This window comes from Marinobacterium sp. xm-d-579 (assembly GCF_013282935.1).
Taxonomy (GTDB): Bacteria; Pseudomonadota; Gammaproteobacteria; order Pseudomonadales; family Balneatricaceae; genus Marinobacterium_E.
This window is the reverse complement of the sequence record NZ_WBYP01000003.1, coordinates 33,893-52,961: the sequence shown is the minus strand read 5'-3', so window position 1 is coordinate 52,961 and position 19,069 is coordinate 33,893. Positions and strand designations below refer to the sequence as shown.

The window sequence follows — 19,069 nt, the reverse complement described above, 5'->3', positions numbered from 1 at the left end:
TTACATGAACGTTGTTATTCTGGGTGCAGGACAGGTGGGTGGCTCTCTAGCAGAGCATCTCGCCAGTGAATCCAACGATATTACTGTCATTGATGTCGATGGCCCAAGACTCAGAGAACTTGCAGACCGCCTAGATATTCGTACGGTTGAAGGTCAAGCTTCGCTGCCAACTATTCTGCATAGCGCTGGCGTAGAAGATGCCGACATGTTGATCGCAGTGACTAACTCAGATGAGATCAACATGGTTGCCTGCCAGGTCGCTTGGTCGCATTTTCGCGTACCAAAGTTGATTGCCCGAGTTCGTGACCAAGCTTACAACTACTCTGAAGGTAAGCTCTTCAATACGCAGAAAGAGAACAACGTTGCCGGCATCCCAATAGATGTTTTGATCAGCCCTGAGCACTTGGTGACACAACACATTGCTAGGATGATCCATCACCCAGGTGCCCTTCAGGTTCTCGATTTTGCCGATGGCGCAGCGCAATTGGTTGCCGTGAAAGCCTATTACGGTGGCCCGCTGGTGGGTCGTGAGATCGCACTGCTTAGAGCGCACATGCCCAATGTCGACACCCGTGTGGCAGCCATTTTCAGACAGGATCGCCCTATTATTCCAACCGGTGACACGGTCATTGAGGCGGACGATGAGGTCTTCTTTATTGCCGCTGCCGGCGATATACGTTCGGTTATGGGCGAACTGCGCCGATTAGATAACCCTTACAAACGCATCATGATTGCCGGAGGTGGCAACATCGGATTCCGACTAGCTGAATCGATTGAGGATGACTTCCAGGTCAAACTGATTGAACGAAGCCTAGATCGATGCAACCACTTGGCACGCGATCTAAATCGCACCATTGTTCTGCATGGCAGCGCTTCTGACTCTGAACTGCTTCTCGAAGAGAATATTGATGATGTCGATGTCTTCTGTGCCCTAACCAACGACGACGAAGCTAACATCATGGCGTCGATGCTGGCCAAACGTTTAGGCGCCAGAAAGGTGATGACGCTGATCAACAACCCGGCCTATGTTGACCTTGTCCAGGGTGGCGTTATCGACATTGCCATATCACCACAACAGACCACCATTGGTGCCCTACTAGCCCACGTTCGTCGCGGTGATGTAGCAGCGGTTCACTCTCTGCGCCGTGGTGCAGCAGAGGCGATTGAAGCGATCGCCCACGGTGACCCGTCAAGCTCTAAAGTAGTTGGGCGCGCCATTGAGGATATTGCGCTACCCGCAGGTGCGACCATCGGTGCCATTGTGAGAGACAACCAGGTATTGATTGCCCACGATGACGTCGTGGTTGAAGATGGCGACCACGTCATTCTGTTCCTTATCGATAACCGTCAAATTGGCGAGGTAGAGAAGCTCTTTACCGTCGGCCTAACCTTCTTCTGAGGCTCCCATGCACTTCAAAGTGATTCTCAGAATACTTGGCCTGCTGTTGATGATATTCAGCATCACTCAGCTTCCGCCAGCCCTCGTCTCGATGATCTACGACGATGGCAATATTCAGGCCTTTGTTGGGGCTTTCTTCGTCACGCTGTTTACCGGTTTTTTGATTTGGCTCCCCTTCATGCGAGTCCGCCAAGATCTGCGAACACGCGACGGCTTCTTAATTACCGTTCTATTCTGGACGGTACTGGGCTTCTTCGGTTCGTTACCTATCTACTTTTCGGCCGAAACAAACCTTACCTTTACCGACGCTCTGTTTGAGGCCGTCTCTGGTCTGACGACAACAGGAGCGACCGTCATCACTGGACTGGATACGCTTCCCAAGTCCCTGCTCTACTATCGACAGCAGCTGCAGTGGTTGGGTGGTATGGGTATCATCGTACTAGCCGTCGCGATACTGCCAATGCTGGGCATCGGTGGGATGCAGCTCTACCGCGCTGAAACACCTGGCCCGGTAAAAGATTCAAAGCTGACACCTAGAATCACCGAAACTGCCAAAGCGCTTTGGAACATCTACCTGACGCTGACGATTGCCTGCGCACTGGGCTACTGGGCGGCAGGAATGGAGCTGTTCGATGCGATTGGCCACAGTTTCTCTACTGTTGCCATTGGCGGGTTCTCAACACACGATGCCAGTATTGGATTCTATGACAGCGCACTGATCGAGATGATTTGTGTACTCTTTATGGTGCTTTCGGGGATCAACTTCGGCCTTCACTTTGCCGCTTGGAGACAGCACAGTGTCGCCCACTACTTCTCAGATCCAGAGTTCAAGTTCTACCTCTTCTCTCTGATCAGCCTGTCGCTGTTTACGCTGTTTGTGCTCGACTTTACTGGTACCTATGAATCGATTGAGGCGCTGCGCAAAGCGGTCTTTATGGTTGTCTCCATTGCAACGACGACCGGCTTTGCCGTCGCGGACTTTGCACACTGGCCCGCCATGCTGCCCTTCTTACTCTTCTTGGCAGCCTTTGCCGGGGGCTGTGCAGGATCGACCGGTGGTGGCATGAAACAGATACGTCTACTGCTGATTCTAAAACAGGGTTACCGTGAAATTGTGCGCCTGATTCACCCGAACGCAATCATGCCAGTGAAGTTGGGAAGACGCCCAATTTCAAATAAAGTGCTTGAAGCGGTTTGGGGGTTTTTCTCGGTCTACTTGATCGTCTTTGTGGTGATGCTGGTAGCTCTGCTAGCCACTGGACTGGATCAAGTAACGGCATGGTCGGCAGTGGGCGCTACGCTCAACAACCTTGGCCCAGGCCTTGGTGATGTTGCGGCACACTATGGTGACATACCGAATACCGCCAAATGGATTCTGGTCTTTGCGATGTTGCTTGGACGTCTTGAGGTATTTACCTTATTAGTCCTACTAACACCGGCTTTCTGGCGCCGATAACCCTATTAAATGGATAGGGTTACGCCCCTCTTAAATTCTTAAGGAATGCTGTATAATTCTCGGCTAATTTTTTGCAAAAAATCCTAGCCGAGGACTTCTGTCGTGACCGACACTGTCAAACCTGATGTAAGCACCTTCCAAGGTCTTATCTTTGCCCTACAACAGTATTGGGCCGAGCAAGGCTGTGTAATTGTTCAGCCACTGGATATGGAAGTGGGTGCTGGTACTTTCCACCCGTCTACCACTCTGCGTGCTATCGGCCCAGAGAGCTGGAACTCAGCTTACGTTCAACCAAGCCGACGCCCAACCGATGGCCGTTACGGTGAGAACCCAAACCGTCTTCAACACTACTACCAATTTCAGGTTGTGATGAAGCCTCACCCAGACAATTTCCAAGAGCTCTACCTTGGTTCGCTTGAACGTCTTGGCTTTGATCTTTTGACACACGATGTACGCTTTGTAGAAGACAACTGGGAATCACCTACATTGGGTGCTTGGGGTCTTGGTTGGGAAGTCTGGCTGAATGGCATGGAAGTCACTCAGTTCACTTACTTCCAACAGGTTGGCGGTCTTGAGTGTTACCCGGTCACTGGCGAAATCACCTACGGTCTAGAGCGTCTAGCAATGTACGTTCAAGAGGTAGACAGTGTGTACGATCTGATTTGGTCTAAGGCACCGGACGGTACCGTTGTAACCTACGGCGATGTATTCCACCAAAATGAAGTCGAGCAGTCGACTTACAACTTTGAATACGCCGATGTGCCACACCTATTCAGCAACTTTGAGCACTACGAAAAAGAGTGTCAAAAACTGCTGGATGTCGGCTTACCGCTACCGGCTTATGAACAGGTCATGAAGGCATCGCATACCTTCAACTTACTGGATGCGCGTCACGCGATCTCTGCGACTGAGCGTCAACGTTACATTCTTCGTGTTCGTACCTTAGCTCGCGGTGTTGCCGAAGCTTACTACAACAAGCGTAAAGAGCTTGGTTTCCCAATGGCAGAAGAGTCTATTCGCCAAGAGGTCCTAGCATCACTGGAGGGAGCCGAGTAATGAGTAATCAAGATTTTCTATTTGAACTGGGTACTGAAGAGCTACCACCGGGTGCACTTCTCTCTCTGTCAGACGCACTGGGTAAAAGCCTCACGGCTCAACTGAACGATGCTCAGCTTAACTGTTCATCTTTAGAGCTATTTGCTGCTCCACGTCGCTTGGCCGTATTGGTTAAAGAGCTAGACAGCCAACAGCCTGATCGTAACATTGAAAAACGCGGCCCCTCTGCAAAAGCACCTGAACAGGCCGCTAAAGGTTTTGCTGGCAGCTGCGGTGTCTCTCTTGAAGACCTTGTCATTGAGAATACCGACAAGGGTGACTACTACGTCTACCGCGGTACTGAGGTTGGCAAACCTGCCTCAGAACTTCTACCAGGAATGCTTGAGACCGCTTTGAGCGGCCTGCCGATTCCTAAGCGTATGCGTTGGGCGGCTAGCCGTACTGAGTTTGTTCGCCCTGTTAAATGGATCGTTGCGCTGCTGGGTGATGAGGTTCTGCCTTGTACTCTACTTGAGGTCACTTCTGGCCGTAAATCACGTGGCCACCGCTTCCACTACCCACATGATATTGAGCTGATGACTGCAGGTGAATACGCTGCCACGCTTCGTAACACCGGTAAAGTTGTGGCTAGCTTCGCTGAGCGTCGTGAAATGATTCGTGAACAAGTGCTAGCTGAAGCTGCTCGTATTGGCGGAACTGCTGAGATTGACGAAGATCTTCTGGACGAAGTCTGTGCACTGAACGAATGGCCTGTTGCATTGGCTGGACGTTTTGAAGAGCGCTTCCTTGAGGTACCTGAGCAAGTCCTAATCCTTTCAATGAAAGAGAACCAGAAGTACTTCCACCTTGTCGATAGCAACAACAAGCTGATGCCGTACTTCATTACGATCTCAAACATTGAGTCTAAAGATCCTCAGCAGGTGATTGCAGGCAACGAGAAGGTGATTCGCCCTCGCCTAGCTGATGCTGCTTTCTTCTTTGAAACGGACAAGAAGGCGCCTCTTATTGATCGCCTAGAGAAGCTAAAGAGTGTCGTATTCCAAAACGAGCTTGGCACAGTCGCCGACAAAGCTGCTCGCATTGAAGCAACGGCCACTGCCATTGCCAAACTGATTGGCGGTAATGAAGCGTTTGCCGCTCGTGCTTCACAACTTGCTAAGTGTGACCTGCTAACAGATACCGTTTATGAGTTCACAGAGCTTCAGGGCCTTATGGGTTACCACTTCGCACTGCACGATGGTGAAGAGCAAGAAGTTGCACAGGCGATCTACGAGCAGTACATGCCAAAGTTTGCCGGTGACGATCTACCTGCCTCTAAAACGGGCATTGCTGTAGCCTTGGCAGATCGCTTGGACACACTAGTCGGTCTGTTTGCGATCAACCAGCCGCCTACAGGTTCTAAAGATCCATTTGCACTGCGTCGTGCAGCATTGGGCGTGCTTCGTATTATCGTTGAACATGAGTTAGATCTTGATCTTAAAGAGCTTCTTCAGACTGCAGCATCAAACTACCAAGCACTCCCTGCTTTGGACAGTGCTGCTGATAATGTCTTTGAATTCATGCTGGAACGCTTCCGTTTCTGGTTTGAAGAAGAGGGCATTAGCGCTGAGATCTACCTGTCGATCCACGGTCTTCGCCCAAGCAAACCATTAGACTTTGTGCGTCGTGCTCATGCTGTTGCGGCCTTTACACAACTTGAAGCGGCCTCAGCACTGATTGCTGGCAACAAGCGCGTTGGTAATATCCTTGCGAAACTAGATTCTACACCGTCTACCGCTATCAACGATGCACTGCTATCTGATGAGGCTGAAAAAGAGCTTGCTCAAGCACTCAAGGGTTTAAGCAGTTCAGTTGCATCAATGACAGGTGAAGGCGATTACCAGGGCGCTCTTCAAGCTCTAGCTGATCTTCGTCAGCCAATCGACCGCTTCTTCGAAGAGGTTCGTGTCATGGCAGATGACGCTGACGTTAAGCAAAACCGTCTTGCGATGCTGCAACAACTTAAAGAGCTATTTGGTGGAATCGCCGATATCTCCGAATTGGCTGGCTAAACTTAATTGGCCATCAAAAAACCCGAGCACTGCTCGGGTTTTTTATTTGTAAATATCTGCTTTTCTACTACTTTGCATAGTGTTGAATCAAACCACTGACTGCAAGGATGCAAGATGCAAAAAGTTAATCCCAAACTCACCGCCATCGCCTATTTCATTATTGGCCTTTTAGTGTTTTACACACTTTTCCTAGATAAACCCATAACCAATGAGGATGATCGAATTATCATTTTTAACCAGCACCCGAATGGTGAAGAGATCAAATATGCACTTGGTTTGAACAGTTATATAGGGTTCGAAATGATTCCATTTAATATGCTTAACAAGCCTCTCTCTGCGACACATCTCCACCGAAGCATTAATGAATTTGATAAATATGCGGTGTATTTTGGTGATGACACGGATGGAGCTCTAACAACCGGCTTCATTCTCAGCGTCAGTGATTGCCTTAGCAGCCCTTCTATTTATCACTCACTCGTCAATCAGATACCTATCTCTTTTACTGCCAGTTGTGACGATAAGCGGGCCGATCTTCAATTTGTCACACCGACCATCCCAAATGACAACCAGCTACTTTTAAACATGTTTGAAAGCCATACGTTCATCGACTATCAACCGAAGTCTAGTTCTGATTTTACTATTAGATTTTCAATGGACGGATTCACTCAAGCGATGCACAGTGAATTTAGCGACGATTGATTCAAATGTTTCACGTGAAACTTTTTATCAAATAAGATTGAAACTTAGAAATAGAAACAAGGAGTTTGTTTCACGTGAAACAAATTAAAAAGGCGCCTATAGGCGCCCTTTCTCTAAAACACTAAACATTAAACATCTAGGTTAGAGACATTCAGTGCGTTGGACTCGATAAAGTCACGACGAGGCTCAACCTCATCACCCATCAACGTGGTAAACAACTGATCAGCAGAGATAGCATCTTCGATCGTCACTTTAAGCATGCGGCGCGCATCAGGATCCATGGTTGTTTCCCAAAGCTGATCAGGGTTCATCTCGCCCAATCCTTTGTAGCGTTGAATGTTACTGCCGCGACGCGCAAGACCCATCAACCATTCAATGCCTTCGCCCAACTCTGTCACATCCATACGACGTTCGCCACGCTGAAGGTAAGCACCATCCGCTAACAGACCAGAAAGCTCTGCCCCAAGATCAACGATCAAGTCGTAATCTTTAGAGCGGAAGAAGTCAGCCTCAAAACGGAACGCATTCGTAATACCGTGAAGCAATACATTAACCACCGGCACATAAGAGCTGTGCTCTTGGTCGTACTCAACATCCACTGTGTAGACTTCTGAACCCGACGTAACAATAGAATCTAGCTTAGCTTGTAGCTCTTTAGCCCAACCCTCTACCGTCGCTTTATCACCCAGCGAATCGGCCGCCAAACGCGGAACATAGAGAGACTGCATCAAAGCCTGGCTTGGGTAGATTCGCGAGAGACGGTTGATCATTGCCATCACCTTACGGTAGCGACCAAATAGCGTCTCAAGCGCTGCACCAGTGATAGCAGGCGCATCTTCAGCAGGATAGAGTGAAGTACCTTCCAAAGCACCTTGAAGCAGGTACATATCCATCGCTTCATCATCTTTTAGGTACTGCTCTTGCTTGCCCTTCTTCACTTTGTACAGAGGCGGCTGAGCAATGTAGATGTAGCCACGCTCAATCAACTCTGGCATTTGACGGAAGAAGAAGGTCAATAGAAGGGTACGAATGTGAGATCCATCGACGTCCGCATCGGTCATGATAATGATGCTGTGGTAACGAAGTTTTTCAACGTTGAACTCATCTCGGCCGATACCACACCCTAGTGCAGTAATCAGAGTACCGACTTCAGCTGAAGTCAGCATCTTGTCAAAACGTGCTTTCTCAACGTTAAGAATCTTACCTTTAAGCGGAAGGATGGCTTGAGTTCGACGATCACGGCCCTGCTTAGCAGAACCACCCGCCGAGTCACCCTCCACCAAGTAGAGTTCAGAGAGTGCCGGATCTTTCTCTTGGCAGTCTGCCAATTTACCCGGTAGACCAGCGATATCCAACACACCTTTACGACGCGTCATCTCACGCGCTTTACGCGCGGCTTCACGGGCACGCGCCGCATCCATCATCTTCTGCACAACCGCTTTCGCTTCAGATGGGTTCTCTAGCAAGTAGTTATTGAAGTGCTCTGCCATCAACTGCTCGACTGCTGTCTTAACTTCAGACGAAACCAGCTTATCTTTGGTCTGTGAAGAGAATTTAGGATCTGGCACTTTAACAGAGATGATCGCCGTTAGACCTTCACGACTGTCATCACCACTGGTGCTGACATTGCCTTTTTTGTTTAACGACTCAGAATCTATGTAGCTGTTCAAACCACGCGTCAAGGAGGCGCGGAAGCCCGATAAGTGGGTACCACCATCACGCTGTGGGATGTTGTTGGCAAAACAGTGAATCGACTCTTGGAATGAGTCATTCCACTGTAGAGAGACCTCAACGCCAACACCATTTTCATGCATCGCATTGAAGTGGAAGATACTGTTAATAGGCGATTTGTTCTGGTTAAGGAAATCAACAAAGGCAGCTAGACCACCTTCGTATTCAAAGACTTCTTCACGGCCAGAGCGCTCATCTTTAAGACGAATACGAACGCCTGAGTTAAGGAATGAGAGTTCACGAAGGCGTTTAGCAAGAATGTCGTACTGGAACTCGATGTTGGTGAAGGTTTCAGGGCTAGGCCAGAAGCGCACGATCGTACCACTGGTATCCGTCTCACCGATCACTTTTAGAGGCTCTGCCGGTACACCGTGGTTGTAAACCTGCTCGTGAACCTGACCAGCACGACGAATGGTCAAACGCAGCTCAGTCGACAGGGCGTTTACCACCGACACACCAACACCGTGAAGACCACCTGAGACTTTATAGGTGTTGTCATCGAACTTACCACCGGCGTGGAGGACCGTCATGATAACCTCGGCCGCAGAGACACCCTCCTCTTCGTGGATATCCGTCGGAATGCCGCGACCATTATCGCTGACGGTAATACTCTCGTCAGCATGGATGGTTACGCCCACCTCACTACAGAAACCTGCGAGTGCCTCATCAATGCCGTTGTCGACCAGCTCGAACACCATGTGATGCAAACCACTACCGTCGTCGGTATCACCGATATACATCCCTGGGCGCTTGCGCACGGCATCAAGGCCTTTAAGAACCTTAATACTGGACGAATCGTAATCTTGGTTTGATTCACTCATAGATCTCTCCAAATGTCTGCTTTGCAGTTAACTGACCTGAATCGACGTTCAATAGGGCACCGTCAGTAGTTGCGCCCCATACCTCTAGCATTGAGCTTGGCTCAACACAGGTTACAAAACTTTGGCTGTTGCTCTGTTTCAAGAACGAGCAAAACGTTGCCAGGTGCTCTTTATCTAACTCAGCAGGGAGGTCATCGATCAAGTAGATACAGGAGTGACCTCGGGTAGCCTCGTAGAGCTGACCCTGCGCAAGTTTAAGTGCACTAACGACCAATTTCTTCTGGCCTCGTGATAAGTGCTCAGCGGCACTGCGACTTCCAACCTTGAATTTAAGGTCAGCACGCTGTGGCCCAAGGGAGGTAAATCCCTGACGCATATCACGTTCAAAACTCTCATTTAACAGAGTCTGTAGATCCTGATCTTTGTCCCAACCCGGGCTAAAACGTAGATCCGTAACGACCTCTCGAACCAACTGCTCAGCAATGCCTGTAAAGTGCGGTAAAAGGGCATCAACATAAGCGCTTCGAAGCTCTGTAAGTCGTTCTGCGTGAAGGATAAATTCTCTATCCCAAACCTCGCGTAACGACCGATCAATATTACCACGTTTTAGCAGTGAATTCCTTTGTTTTAACGCTCTTTGAAAGCCTCTCCAGACGGAAATAAACCCCGTAGAATGGTGAAATCCACCCCAATCGATAAATTGTCGTCTAACAGACGGTGAACCGTCTAAAAGTGTGAAACTTTCAGAGTCGATCACCTGCATCGGGACTAAGCCAGCAAGGGCCGTTAAGTCGATCTCTTCACCTCTGAAACGGGCACGCACATCGCCCTGCTGGGTTCGTTCAACACCTAGACCACCGGAATCAGATTCACCCTCAATCTTCGCAAAACAGGTCAGTTGTTGTTGGCCCTCAGAGATGACATATCGGCTCTGGTGCGTTCTGAATGAGCGGGCCACAGACAAGAAGTGAAGACCTTCCAGAATACTGGTTTTGCCGCTGCCGTTTTGACCGTGAATGATGTTGATATCCGCTGACGCATCAAAGGCCAGGGATTGAATGGATCGAAGATTAGAGAGTTGTAGTCGCTTGATGCGCATAAACAGAAAAGGCCGCCCTAGGGACGGCCTCTATTGAAGCGTTAATTACATGCGCATTGGCATGATGACGTAGGTTGAGTTTGGATCATCGAAGCCTTGAATCAGCGCACTGCTGTTTGCATCAGCTAAGGTGAAACGAACCACATCGGAACCAAGAATAGAGAGTACATCGAGCAGATAGTTAACGTTGAAACCGATATCGATCGAAGGACCTTCGTACTCAACAGCTACAGTCTCTTCTGCCTCTTCCTGCTCTGGGTTATTTGCCGTCACTTTAAGGTAGCCATCGCTGAGCGTCAGACGCACACCTCGATATTTCTCGTTCGATAGAATCGCAATACGCTGGAATACCTGACGCAGCTCTTGGCGATCACCAAGAACGACCTTGTCACCGTTTTTAGGGATCACTCGTTGGTAGTCAGGGAACTTGCCATCAACCAGCTTCGACGTGAAGGTGTAGTCACCGACATTGGCACGAATGTGTGATGCACCAATAACCAGTGTAACCGGTGAGTCACCACCTTGGAGTAATCGAGCTAGCTCAAGAATACCTTTACGAGGCACGATGATCTGATGCGCACCACCCGCTGGCACATCCGCTGCAGAAGCCGAAGTAGCCAGACGGTGACCATCGGTCGCAACCGAACGAAGTGAGTCTTCACTTACTTCCAGTAGCATGCCATTTAGGTAATAACGGACATCCTGTTGCGCCATAGAGAAGCCTGTCTTTTCGATCAACTGACGCAGTTCTGACTGTGGCAAGCTTAACTCGAAGGCTTGTGGGCTATCTTCAACATTCGGGAATTCAGACGCCGCCAAGGTTGTTAGTGAGAACTTAGAACGACCCGACTTGATGATCATCTTCTGACCACTCAACTCCATCTCGATACGAGCGTCATCAGAGAGCGATTTACAGATATCCATCAGCTTGCGTGCTGGAACGGTCACTGAACCTGGTTGTGCCGGCTCTTGAAGCTGCACGCGCCCTACCAACTCGACTTCGAGATCGGTACCGGTTAGTGAGAGTTGATCACCCTCAGCCACCATCAGAATGTTCGAGAGCACAGGCAGTGTCTGTCTGCGTTCAACCACGCCGGCAACAAGCTGTAGTGGTTTAATCAAAGCCTCACGAGTGATGACGAATCTCATGCGTATTCCTATCTCAGTCTGTCAGTTAGGTCGTCAAATGACGAAGCAGGTTTTTGTAATCTTCTGCGATCTCAGCATTGCTGTCACGCAACTCTTTAATTTTTCGTGTCGCGTGCAAGACCGTGGTGTGATCTCGACCGCCAAATGCGTTGCCTATCTCTGGTAGGCTGTGGTTAGTAAGCTCCTTAGACAAAGACATAGCAACTTGTCTTGGACGAGCGACTGAGCGACTGCGGCGTTTTGAGTGAAGATCGGCTACACGGATCTTATAGTACTCAGACACCACTCGCTGAATGTTATCAATACTAACCTGTTTGTCCTGTAATGCCAGTAGATCCTTCAGCGACTCTTTGACAAAGGTCGTGGTGATCGGACTACCAGTGAAGTGAGCGTTCGCTATAACTCGCTTCAAAGCACCTTCTAACTCTCGGACATTACTACGAATCTTCTGTGCAAGGAAGAAGGCGGCATCATCTGGAAGCTTAATTCGCGCTTCGTGCGCCTTTTTCATAAGAATAGCGACGCGCGTCTCAAGTTCTGGCGGCTCAATAGCCACGGTTAGACCCCAACCAAAACGAGACTTCAAGCGCTCTTCCATGCCACCGATCTCTTTAGGATAGCGATCACTGGTCAAGATCATCTGCTGGCCACCTTCAAGTAGCGCATTAAAGGTGTGGAAGAACTCCTCTTGCGAGCGATCCTTGTTGGCAAAGAACTGAATGTCATCGATCAACAGTGCATCGACCGAGCGGTAGTAGCGCTTAAAGTCATTAATCGCATTCAGCTGAAGTGCTTTAACCATATCGGCTACGAAGCGCTCTGAGTGCAGGTAGACAATCTTAGCGTTGGGATTACGCTTAAGCATTTCTGCACCCACAGCATGCATCAAGTGAGTTTTACCTAAGCCGACACCACCATAAATAAAGAGTGGGTTGTAACCACCACCCGGGTTATCGGCCACCTGTTGAGCCGCAGCAGAGGCTAGCTGGTTTGATTTACCTTGAACAAAGGATTCGAACGTAAAGCTGGGGTTTAAACTGGTCTGATGGCGCAAACCACCCTCGACCTGCACCGTTCGCTCCATCACCTCTGGCTGAACCTCAAGCTCAGGCTGAATAATATCAGTAGAAGGGGCAACAATAGAGGTCGACGTGAATTCAGCTTGGGACTCTTGAGCCTCAACACGCATTGGCTTTGCTCGAGCCACTTCTGGTCGAGTACGAGTGACGGGTGAGGCAACGGACCCTGCTATGCTTATTTCGATAAGTGGCGCAGATTCACCACTCAAGCGTTCAACGACATCTTGAAAGCGGGTAACGAACTTATCCGCGACCCAATCCTTTACGAAACGGTTTGGGGCCAGTAGAACAATGTGCGACTCGGTCTCTAGATCCAAACGCAATGGGCGAACCCAAGTGTTGTACTGCTGTGACGGCAGTTCATCTTTTAGCGTTTCTAGGCATTGTTGCCATAGATCTTGAAACATTTGTTGAGTCCCAGTGGGTTTTTAGAAGTATGGTTGAATCTTATCCCCAATGGGTGCAATTATCCACAGAATTTTCAGATAAATAGCGGCAAGGTTTTTAAATCAATAGGTTACAAGCCCTCACAACCTTTGACCTATATCCGACTTTTTCCAGAACTTAACAACTAAATGACAGCTTTTTCATAAGTTATAAACAGACTTATTCACAAAAAACTGACAATCAACGTAAAAACAGGCACAAAAAAGGCTGCCGAAGCAGCCTTTTCAACGTAGATAGTATTACTCAGCCCATGGGTCCGACGCGTCAGCGCCCCATGGGTCGTCACCACCACCCATACCATCGATAGTGATCTCTATCGTATCCAGATCAACATCCAAAGGTGCATCAAGATTGTAGGTCACTATCTCTGGGAAGATGATGATCAACGCCAGTGATGTCAGCATAATCAGGATGAATGGAATAGCCCCTCGGTAGATCTCCATGGTCTTCATGCCATGTACCAAACGACCGGTAATCTCATCCTTGTAATCGCTCTTTGGAGCCACACTTCGCAGGTAGAAGAGTGCAAAGCCAAAGGGAGGTGTTAAGAACGACATCGACATGTTCAATCCAACCACGACGAGGAACCACACCATGTTGATGTCCATGTTTGCCGCAACCGGGCCAATTAGTGGCATCAAGATGAATGCTATCTCGAAGAAGTCGATAAAGAAGCCGAGTACGAATACCAATAAGCTGACAAATAGAACAAAGCCAAGCTCACCACCAGGGATAAAGCTAAACAGGTGCTCAATCCATAGGTCACCGTTTACTGCTCGGAAGGATAGAGCAAAGATAGATGAACCAACCAAAATAAACATGACGAAGGTCGACAGTTTGGCCGTTGAGTCCAGAGCCCCTTTGATAACCTCCAGCGTCAGACGACGACGGATGATCGAGAGCAATAGAGCCCCCACAGCACCCATTGCCCCACCCTCGGTCGGTGTTGCCCAACCAACGAAGATGGTTCCCAATACCAAGAAGATCAAAATGATCGGTGGCAGCATCGCGGTCAGAACCGACACCATCAGCTTGGTGCCCTGAAGAGTACGCGCCTCTGCTGGCAGTGGTGGAACCATCGCCGGTTTGAAGATCGACAATGCGAACATGTATAGAAGTAAGAAGCTCACAACCATTGCCGCCGGTAGCATAGCACCCATGTAAGCATCTTTAACTGACAGTGAAAGCACATCGGCCAGTACGATCAACACCAGTGAAGGTGGGATGATCTGTGCCAGCGAGCCGGCACTGGTCAGAAGACCCGCCGCTGTCGGGTAGTGATAACGGTATCGCATCATAACCGGCAAGGAGATAAGGCCCATTGAAATCACCGATGCTGCCACAACACCCGTCGTTGCCGCGAGGAGCGCACCGACAAGAATGACAGCATAACCAAGACCACCCGGTACTCGCCCAAACAACTGCCCTGCCGATTCAAGCAAGTCCTCTGCCATGCCTGAGCGTTGCAGGATAATCCCCATGAAGGTGAAGAACGGAATCGCCAGCAAAGTGTCGTTCTGCATAATGCCGTAGATACGTTCAGGTATTGCCTGAAGCAGCACCCAATCCAATAGACCAAGCTCATGACCAATGATCGCAAACAGAATGCCGTTAGCTGCCAAACTAAACGCAACTGGGAAGCCCGATAGAAGGAAGATGATCAGAGTGCCGAACATAATCGGCGCGATGTTATCCGCTAGAAATTCCATTTACGCCGTCTCCTGCTCGTCGTCCATGTTTACGTGACCACCTTTACTCAGCGGATCTTCGATATAGCCTTTTAGAAAAGCCCAGCGCTTAATCAATTCGCTGAATGCTTGAATGAATAACAAACCAAAACCGAGAGGAATCATTGCACGCACTGGCCAACGCAGCAGGCCACCCGCATTTTGACTCACCTCTTGGTTAGCATAGGTCTCTAAAAGATTGGGAATGGATTGTAGGCAGATGTAGAGGCTGACCGGCATCACACAGAAGAGCAGACCAATAACGTCAATCCAGTTGCGGGCTCTTGGTGAGATGCGCTGACTCACCACATCGATGCGTACGTGCTCATTTAGTTTAAGCACATAGCCCGCTGCCGCCGTAAACACAGCAGCGTACAGGTACCACTGCAACTCCAGCATTGCATTAGACGCGATACTGAACAGATAACGAGTTGTTGCGTTACCTGCACTGACCAATACCGCTGCAAGAATTAACCATTTAATGTAGTTGCCAACCCAGCCATTGATTGCATCAATGCCCGCTGAGAATTTCAGTAAAGCTTTCATTCCTTAAACACGCTCTCTGATCTATTTGTCATAGCCTCGCAGTGTGACCGGTTTTCAAGTGTGGTACAAGAAGAGGTTGCAACTGGTCATACCAGAACAAACGATAGATATAGACTTAAGTCTTAATTTCAGATCGAAAAGCCTATTAAATGGCCATGTTTGAGCCATCAAAGAGAAATTTAAGGGTTAACTGGTCCTACCAGATCACCTGATTAGTTAGACCAAAGTAGCAGGTTGATTCAGGCAAATAATTAATACTCTTGCATGGTGGCTGGTTATAGCTAGTATTAGCTGTGTCCTAACTAACAATAAACGCCGAAAAGGCAAACACAAGGAAATATCATGAAACGTAGAGATCTGTTTAAAGGTGCTGTACTAGCAGCAGCCGTTTCAGCAGCAACTGCAGCTTCAGCTGCTGAGCTTCCAGAACTTAACTGGCGCCTACAGTCGGCTGTACCTCCAGGTATCGGCTTCTACATGGGCGGTGTCTACTTCGCTGAAGAAGTAGAGAAGATGACCAACGGTAAATTCAAGATTCGTGTATTCCCTGCGGGCGAAATCGTAGGCACTATGCAGATCTTTGACGCAGTATCAGACGGTACGATCGAAGCAGGTCACACAGCGTCATACTACTACTTCGGTAAAAACCCAGCATTCGCTCTAGATACAACCGTTCCTTTCGGCCTTAACTACCGTCAGTTCCAAGCTTGGTACAACTTCGGTGGTGGCGGCGAAATGATCAAAGAGCTTTTCGCTAAATCGAACATCGTTCCATTCCCATCAGGTAACACGGGTGTACAGATGGGTGGTTGGTACAACAAAGAAGTTAAATCACTAGACGATCTTCAGGGTCTGAAGATGCGTATCGGTGGTATGGGCGGTAAGATCATCGAGAAGCTAGGCGTTGTGCCTCAGTCTATCCCGGGTGGCGATATCTTCCCATCACTAGAGAAAGGCACTATCGATGCAGCTGAATGGGTTGGTCCATTCGATGACATGAAGATGGGCTTCAACAAGGTTGCTAAGTACTACTACACTCCAGGTTGGTGGGAAGCGGCTCCAAACCTTTCTGTCTACATCAACAAAGAGAAGTTCGACGCTCTACCAGTTGAGTACCAGAACATTGTTGCAGCAGCAGCTGAGCGTGCAAACGTTAAGACAACTGCCTTCTACGATGCGAAGAACCCAGAAGCACTTAAGACTATCCTAGCGGGTGGTACTAAGATGAAGGTCTTCCCGAAAGACGTAATGGATGCTGCTTGGGAAGCTGCACAGGAAACTTACAAAGAGCTTTCTGCTGAACACCCAGACTTCAAACGCATCTACGACAGCATGGCTGCGTTCCAGAAAGACCAGAACCAGTGGATGTCTGTTTCAGAAGGTCCTCTAGACGGCTACATGCAGCGTAAAATGCGCTAATAGCTCGTTTAGCTGATAAAAAACCAGCTCTCGGGCTGGTTTTTTTATGGATAGCAAACAAAAGGTTTGCAACTGCTTAGCGATTTCTATAGAATTTTGCGTCTCGATTTTTAGGCAGATGTCCATACAACATCTGTGACGTATAAATGACTTGTAATAGGACAAGGCAATGAAAAGAACATTTCAACCAAGCGTACTAAAGCGTAAGCGCAACCACGGTTTCCGTGCTCGTATGGCTACTAAAAACGGTCGTAAAGTGCTTGCTCGTCGTCGTTCACGCGGCCGCGCTAGCTTGTCTGCATAATTAAGCGGACTTGCTGAATGCCAAATGGCTGAGTTCGAATACCCTCGCCAGTTAAGACTTTTAACTGGCGGTGATTTCAAAAGGGTATTCGACAAAGCCGATTTTAAGGTCAGTGATACTCATCTACTGATTCTTGCCCGCCACTCCCAATCTGATCATCCCCGCATCGGATTCGTTTTTTCCAAAAAAAATATTCGCAGAGCCGTGAATCGAAACCGCGTTCGTCGTATCATTCGCGAGTCTTTTCGTTTTAACCAGCATCAGCTCCCTAATGTCGACATTGTTGTTTTATCTCGACGTGGTATTGATGAGCTGGAAAACGAGCAATTACATGCGCTCATAGCGAAAAGTTGGAAACGTTTAAACAAGCAGGCTTTAAAAGCCCAAACCTCAAATAAAGGTAATGGTTAATTCGCCATGGATATACAGCGAGTCATTCTACTCGGCGCACTCGGTCTAATCTCATACATGCTGGTTCTCCAGTGGAATGCTGATTACAACACTCCCGTCGCAGCACAACAAACTCAAACTGAATCAGTTTCAGCGTACCAGCCAGCCGCAGGTAACGACCTGCCAAGCGCAGCGCCAGCAGCTGAAGCTGATCTACCAACCGCAGGTGCAGCAACGTCCACACTGGCTGCAGCAACAGGTGATCTGGTCAGTGTAACCACTGATAAGTTCGGCATTCTGATCGATCCACGTGGCGGTGACATCATTGAAGTCAAACTGCTCGATCATAAAGCGACGTTGGAAGGCGAAGATCCATTGGTTCTGCTTGAGCAGAACGCTAACCGTACCTACGTAGCCCAATCAGGTTTAGTCGGTCCTAATGGCCCAGATGCGTCTAAAGAGGGTCGTCCACTCTACTCAGTTGCTGAAGCTAGTTACGACATGGGCAGTGCCGATACACTGGCTGTAGATCTGAACCTAGTCGATAACGGCGTAGCCATTACTAAGCGATTCACCTTCACACGCGGTAGCAACGCCATTGCGATGGACTACCTGATTGCCAACAACAGTGACTCAAACTGGCAAGCGACTCTGTTCGGTCAACTTAAGCGTGATCGCAGTGCTGATCCTTCAGAAACAACCGATATGGGTATGCAGTCTTACCTAGGCCCTGTGTTCTCAACTCAAGAGAACAACTACAACAAAGTCAGCTTCGATGATATCGACGACGGCCGTTACAGCGAGAAGAGCCAAGACGGTTGGGTTGCAATGATTCAGCACTACTTCATGAGTGCTTGGATCCCTAATCCAGGTCAGGAGTACACCTACCAGGCCCGTCAGCTTAACGGTAACTACATTGCTGGATTCTTAGCACCCTCTGCTGTTGTTGCTCCAGGTCAGACAGGCCAGATCTCGGCAACGCTGTATGCGGGTCCTAAAGATACTGATCAGCTGGAGAAGATCGCTCCGAACCTAGATCTTACGATTGACTTCGGTATTCTCTTCTTCATCGCTTCACCGATCTACATGGTTCTTAAGTGGCTCTACTCGATCGTTGGTAACTACGGTCTTGCCATCATCTGTGTCACGATTTTGGTGAAAGCTGCCCTATTCCACTTGAATGCTAAAGCGTTCAAATCGATGGCAAAAATGCGCAAGTTCGGTCCAGAGATGGCTCGTCTTAAAGAGCTCTACGGTGATGATCGTCAGAAGATGTCTCAGGAGATGATGAAGCTCTACTCGAAAGAGAAGATCAACCCTCTCGGTGGCTGTCTTCCTATCGTTGCTCAGATGCCGATCTTCATCGCACTTTACTGGGTATTGATGGAAGCGGTTGAAATCCGTCACGCGCCGTTCATTGGTTACATCCAAGACCTGTCGCAGATGGACCCTTACTTCATCATGCCTATCTTGATGGGTGCGACCATGTTCATTCAGCAGCTGCTGAACCCAACGCCTCCAGATCCAATGCAGGCGAAGATCATGAAGATGCTTCCAATCGTCTTCACCTTCTTCTTCCTATGGTTCCCAGCGGGTCTGGTTCTATACTGGTTGGTGAACAACGTCCTATCAATTGCACAGCAGTATGTAATCAACAAACAGATCGAAGCGGGTGATTCTAAATAAGCAACTTGCA

Annotated in this window: 15 protein-coding genes; 9 read left to right on the top strand and 6 right to left on the bottom strand. The window is 48.8% G+C overall.

Annotated elements, in window-relative coordinates; translation table 11 throughout:
- Positions 1-4: 4 nt before the first annotated feature.
- From trkA to XMD579_RS07380, 5 genes are all read left to right on the top strand, one after another.
- Positions 5-1,399, top strand: a complete 1,395-nt coding sequence (gene trkA, locus XMD579_RS07400; RefSeq protein ID WP_173484674.1) for a Trk system potassium transporter TrkA — start codon at positions 5-7, stop codon at positions 1,397-1,399.
- Between the two features lie 7 nt (positions 1,400-1,406).
- Positions 1,407-2,855, top strand: coding sequence for a TrkH family potassium uptake protein (locus tag XMD579_RS07395; protein ID WP_173506151.1), 1,449 nt, complete (start codon positions 1,407-1,409; stop codon positions 2,853-2,855).
- Between the two features lie 102 nt (positions 2,856-2,957).
- On the top strand, positions 2,958-3,911 hold the full coding sequence (gene glyQ, locus XMD579_RS07390; protein WP_173482177.1) for a glycine--tRNA ligase subunit alpha: 954 nt from the start codon (positions 2,958-2,960) through the stop codon (positions 3,909-3,911).
- Entirely contained in the window at positions 3,911-5,962 is a 2,052-nt protein-coding gene (gene glyS / locus XMD579_RS07385) for a glycine--tRNA ligase subunit beta (RefSeq protein ID WP_173506150.1), read from the top strand. Before glyQ ends, glyS begins: the two co-directional genes overlap by 1 nt.
- Positions 5,963-6,076: 114 nt before the next feature.
- Positions 6,077-6,661, top strand: a complete 585-nt coding sequence (locus tag XMD579_RS07380) for a hypothetical protein (RefSeq protein WP_173482175.1) — start codon at positions 6,077-6,079, stop codon at positions 6,659-6,661.
- A 128-nt stretch (positions 6,662-6,789) separates the two neighbouring features.
- Here the strand turns inward: XMD579_RS07380 and gyrB are convergent, their stop codons facing one another.
- The 6 genes from gyrB to XMD579_RS07350 form a co-directional block, all read right to left on the bottom strand.
- Entirely contained in the window at positions 6,790-9,213 is a 2,424-nt protein-coding gene (gene gyrB / locus XMD579_RS07375) for a DNA topoisomerase (ATP-hydrolyzing) subunit B (protein WP_173482174.1), read from the bottom strand.
- On the bottom strand, positions 9,206-10,312 hold the full coding sequence (gene recF, locus XMD579_RS07370; RefSeq protein ID WP_173482173.1) for a DNA replication/repair protein RecF: 1,107 nt from the start codon (positions 10,310-10,312) through the stop codon (positions 9,206-9,208). The genes gyrB and recF overlap by 8 nt, the downstream gene beginning before the upstream one ends.
- A 45-nt stretch (positions 10,313-10,357) precedes the next feature.
- On the bottom strand, positions 10,358-11,461 hold the full coding sequence (gene dnaN, locus XMD579_RS07365) for a DNA polymerase III subunit beta (RefSeq protein WP_173482172.1): 1,104 nt from the start codon (positions 11,459-11,461) through the stop codon (positions 10,358-10,360).
- Positions 11,462-11,486: 25 nt separating this feature from the next.
- Positions 11,487-12,947, bottom strand: a complete 1,461-nt coding sequence (gene dnaA, locus XMD579_RS07360; RefSeq protein WP_173482171.1) for a chromosomal replication initiator protein DnaA — start codon at positions 12,945-12,947, stop codon at positions 11,487-11,489.
- A 279-nt stretch (positions 12,948-13,226) separates the two neighbouring features.
- On the bottom strand, positions 13,227-14,696 hold the full coding sequence (locus XMD579_RS07355) for a TRAP transporter large permease subunit (protein WP_173482170.1): 1,470 nt from the start codon (positions 14,694-14,696) through the stop codon (positions 13,227-13,229).
- On the bottom strand, positions 14,697-15,260 hold the full coding sequence (locus XMD579_RS07350) for a TRAP transporter small permease subunit (RefSeq protein ID WP_173482169.1): 564 nt from the start codon (positions 15,258-15,260) through the stop codon (positions 14,697-14,699). It abuts the gene before it with no gap.
- Positions 15,261-15,602: 342 nt separating this feature from the next.
- Here XMD579_RS07350 and XMD579_RS07345 point away from each other — a divergent pair, with 342 nt between their 5' ends.
- From XMD579_RS07345 to yidC, 4 genes are all read left to right on the top strand, one after another.
- Positions 15,603-16,679 carry a TRAP transporter substrate-binding protein gene (locus XMD579_RS07345; RefSeq protein WP_173482168.1) on the top strand — a complete coding sequence of 359 codons (1,077 nt, stop codon included), beginning with the start codon at positions 15,603-15,605 and terminating at the stop codon, positions 16,677-16,679.
- Between the two features lie 169 nt (positions 16,680-16,848).
- Complete coding sequence (gene rpmH, locus XMD579_RS07340; RefSeq protein ID WP_173482167.1) at positions 16,849-16,983, top strand: 50S ribosomal protein L34; 135 nt, start codon at positions 16,849-16,851, stop codon at positions 16,981-16,983.
- Positions 16,984-17,007: 24 nt separating this feature from the next.
- Complete coding sequence (rnpA, locus tag XMD579_RS07335; protein ID WP_173482166.1) at positions 17,008-17,394, top strand: ribonuclease P protein component; 387 nt, start codon at positions 17,008-17,010, stop codon at positions 17,392-17,394.
- Between the two features lie 6 nt (positions 17,395-17,400).
- Positions 17,401-19,059, top strand: a complete 1,659-nt coding sequence (gene yidC / locus XMD579_RS07330) for a membrane protein insertase YidC (RefSeq protein WP_173494537.1) — start codon at positions 17,401-17,403, stop codon at positions 19,057-19,059.
- Positions 19,060-19,069 lie beyond the last annotated feature (10 nt).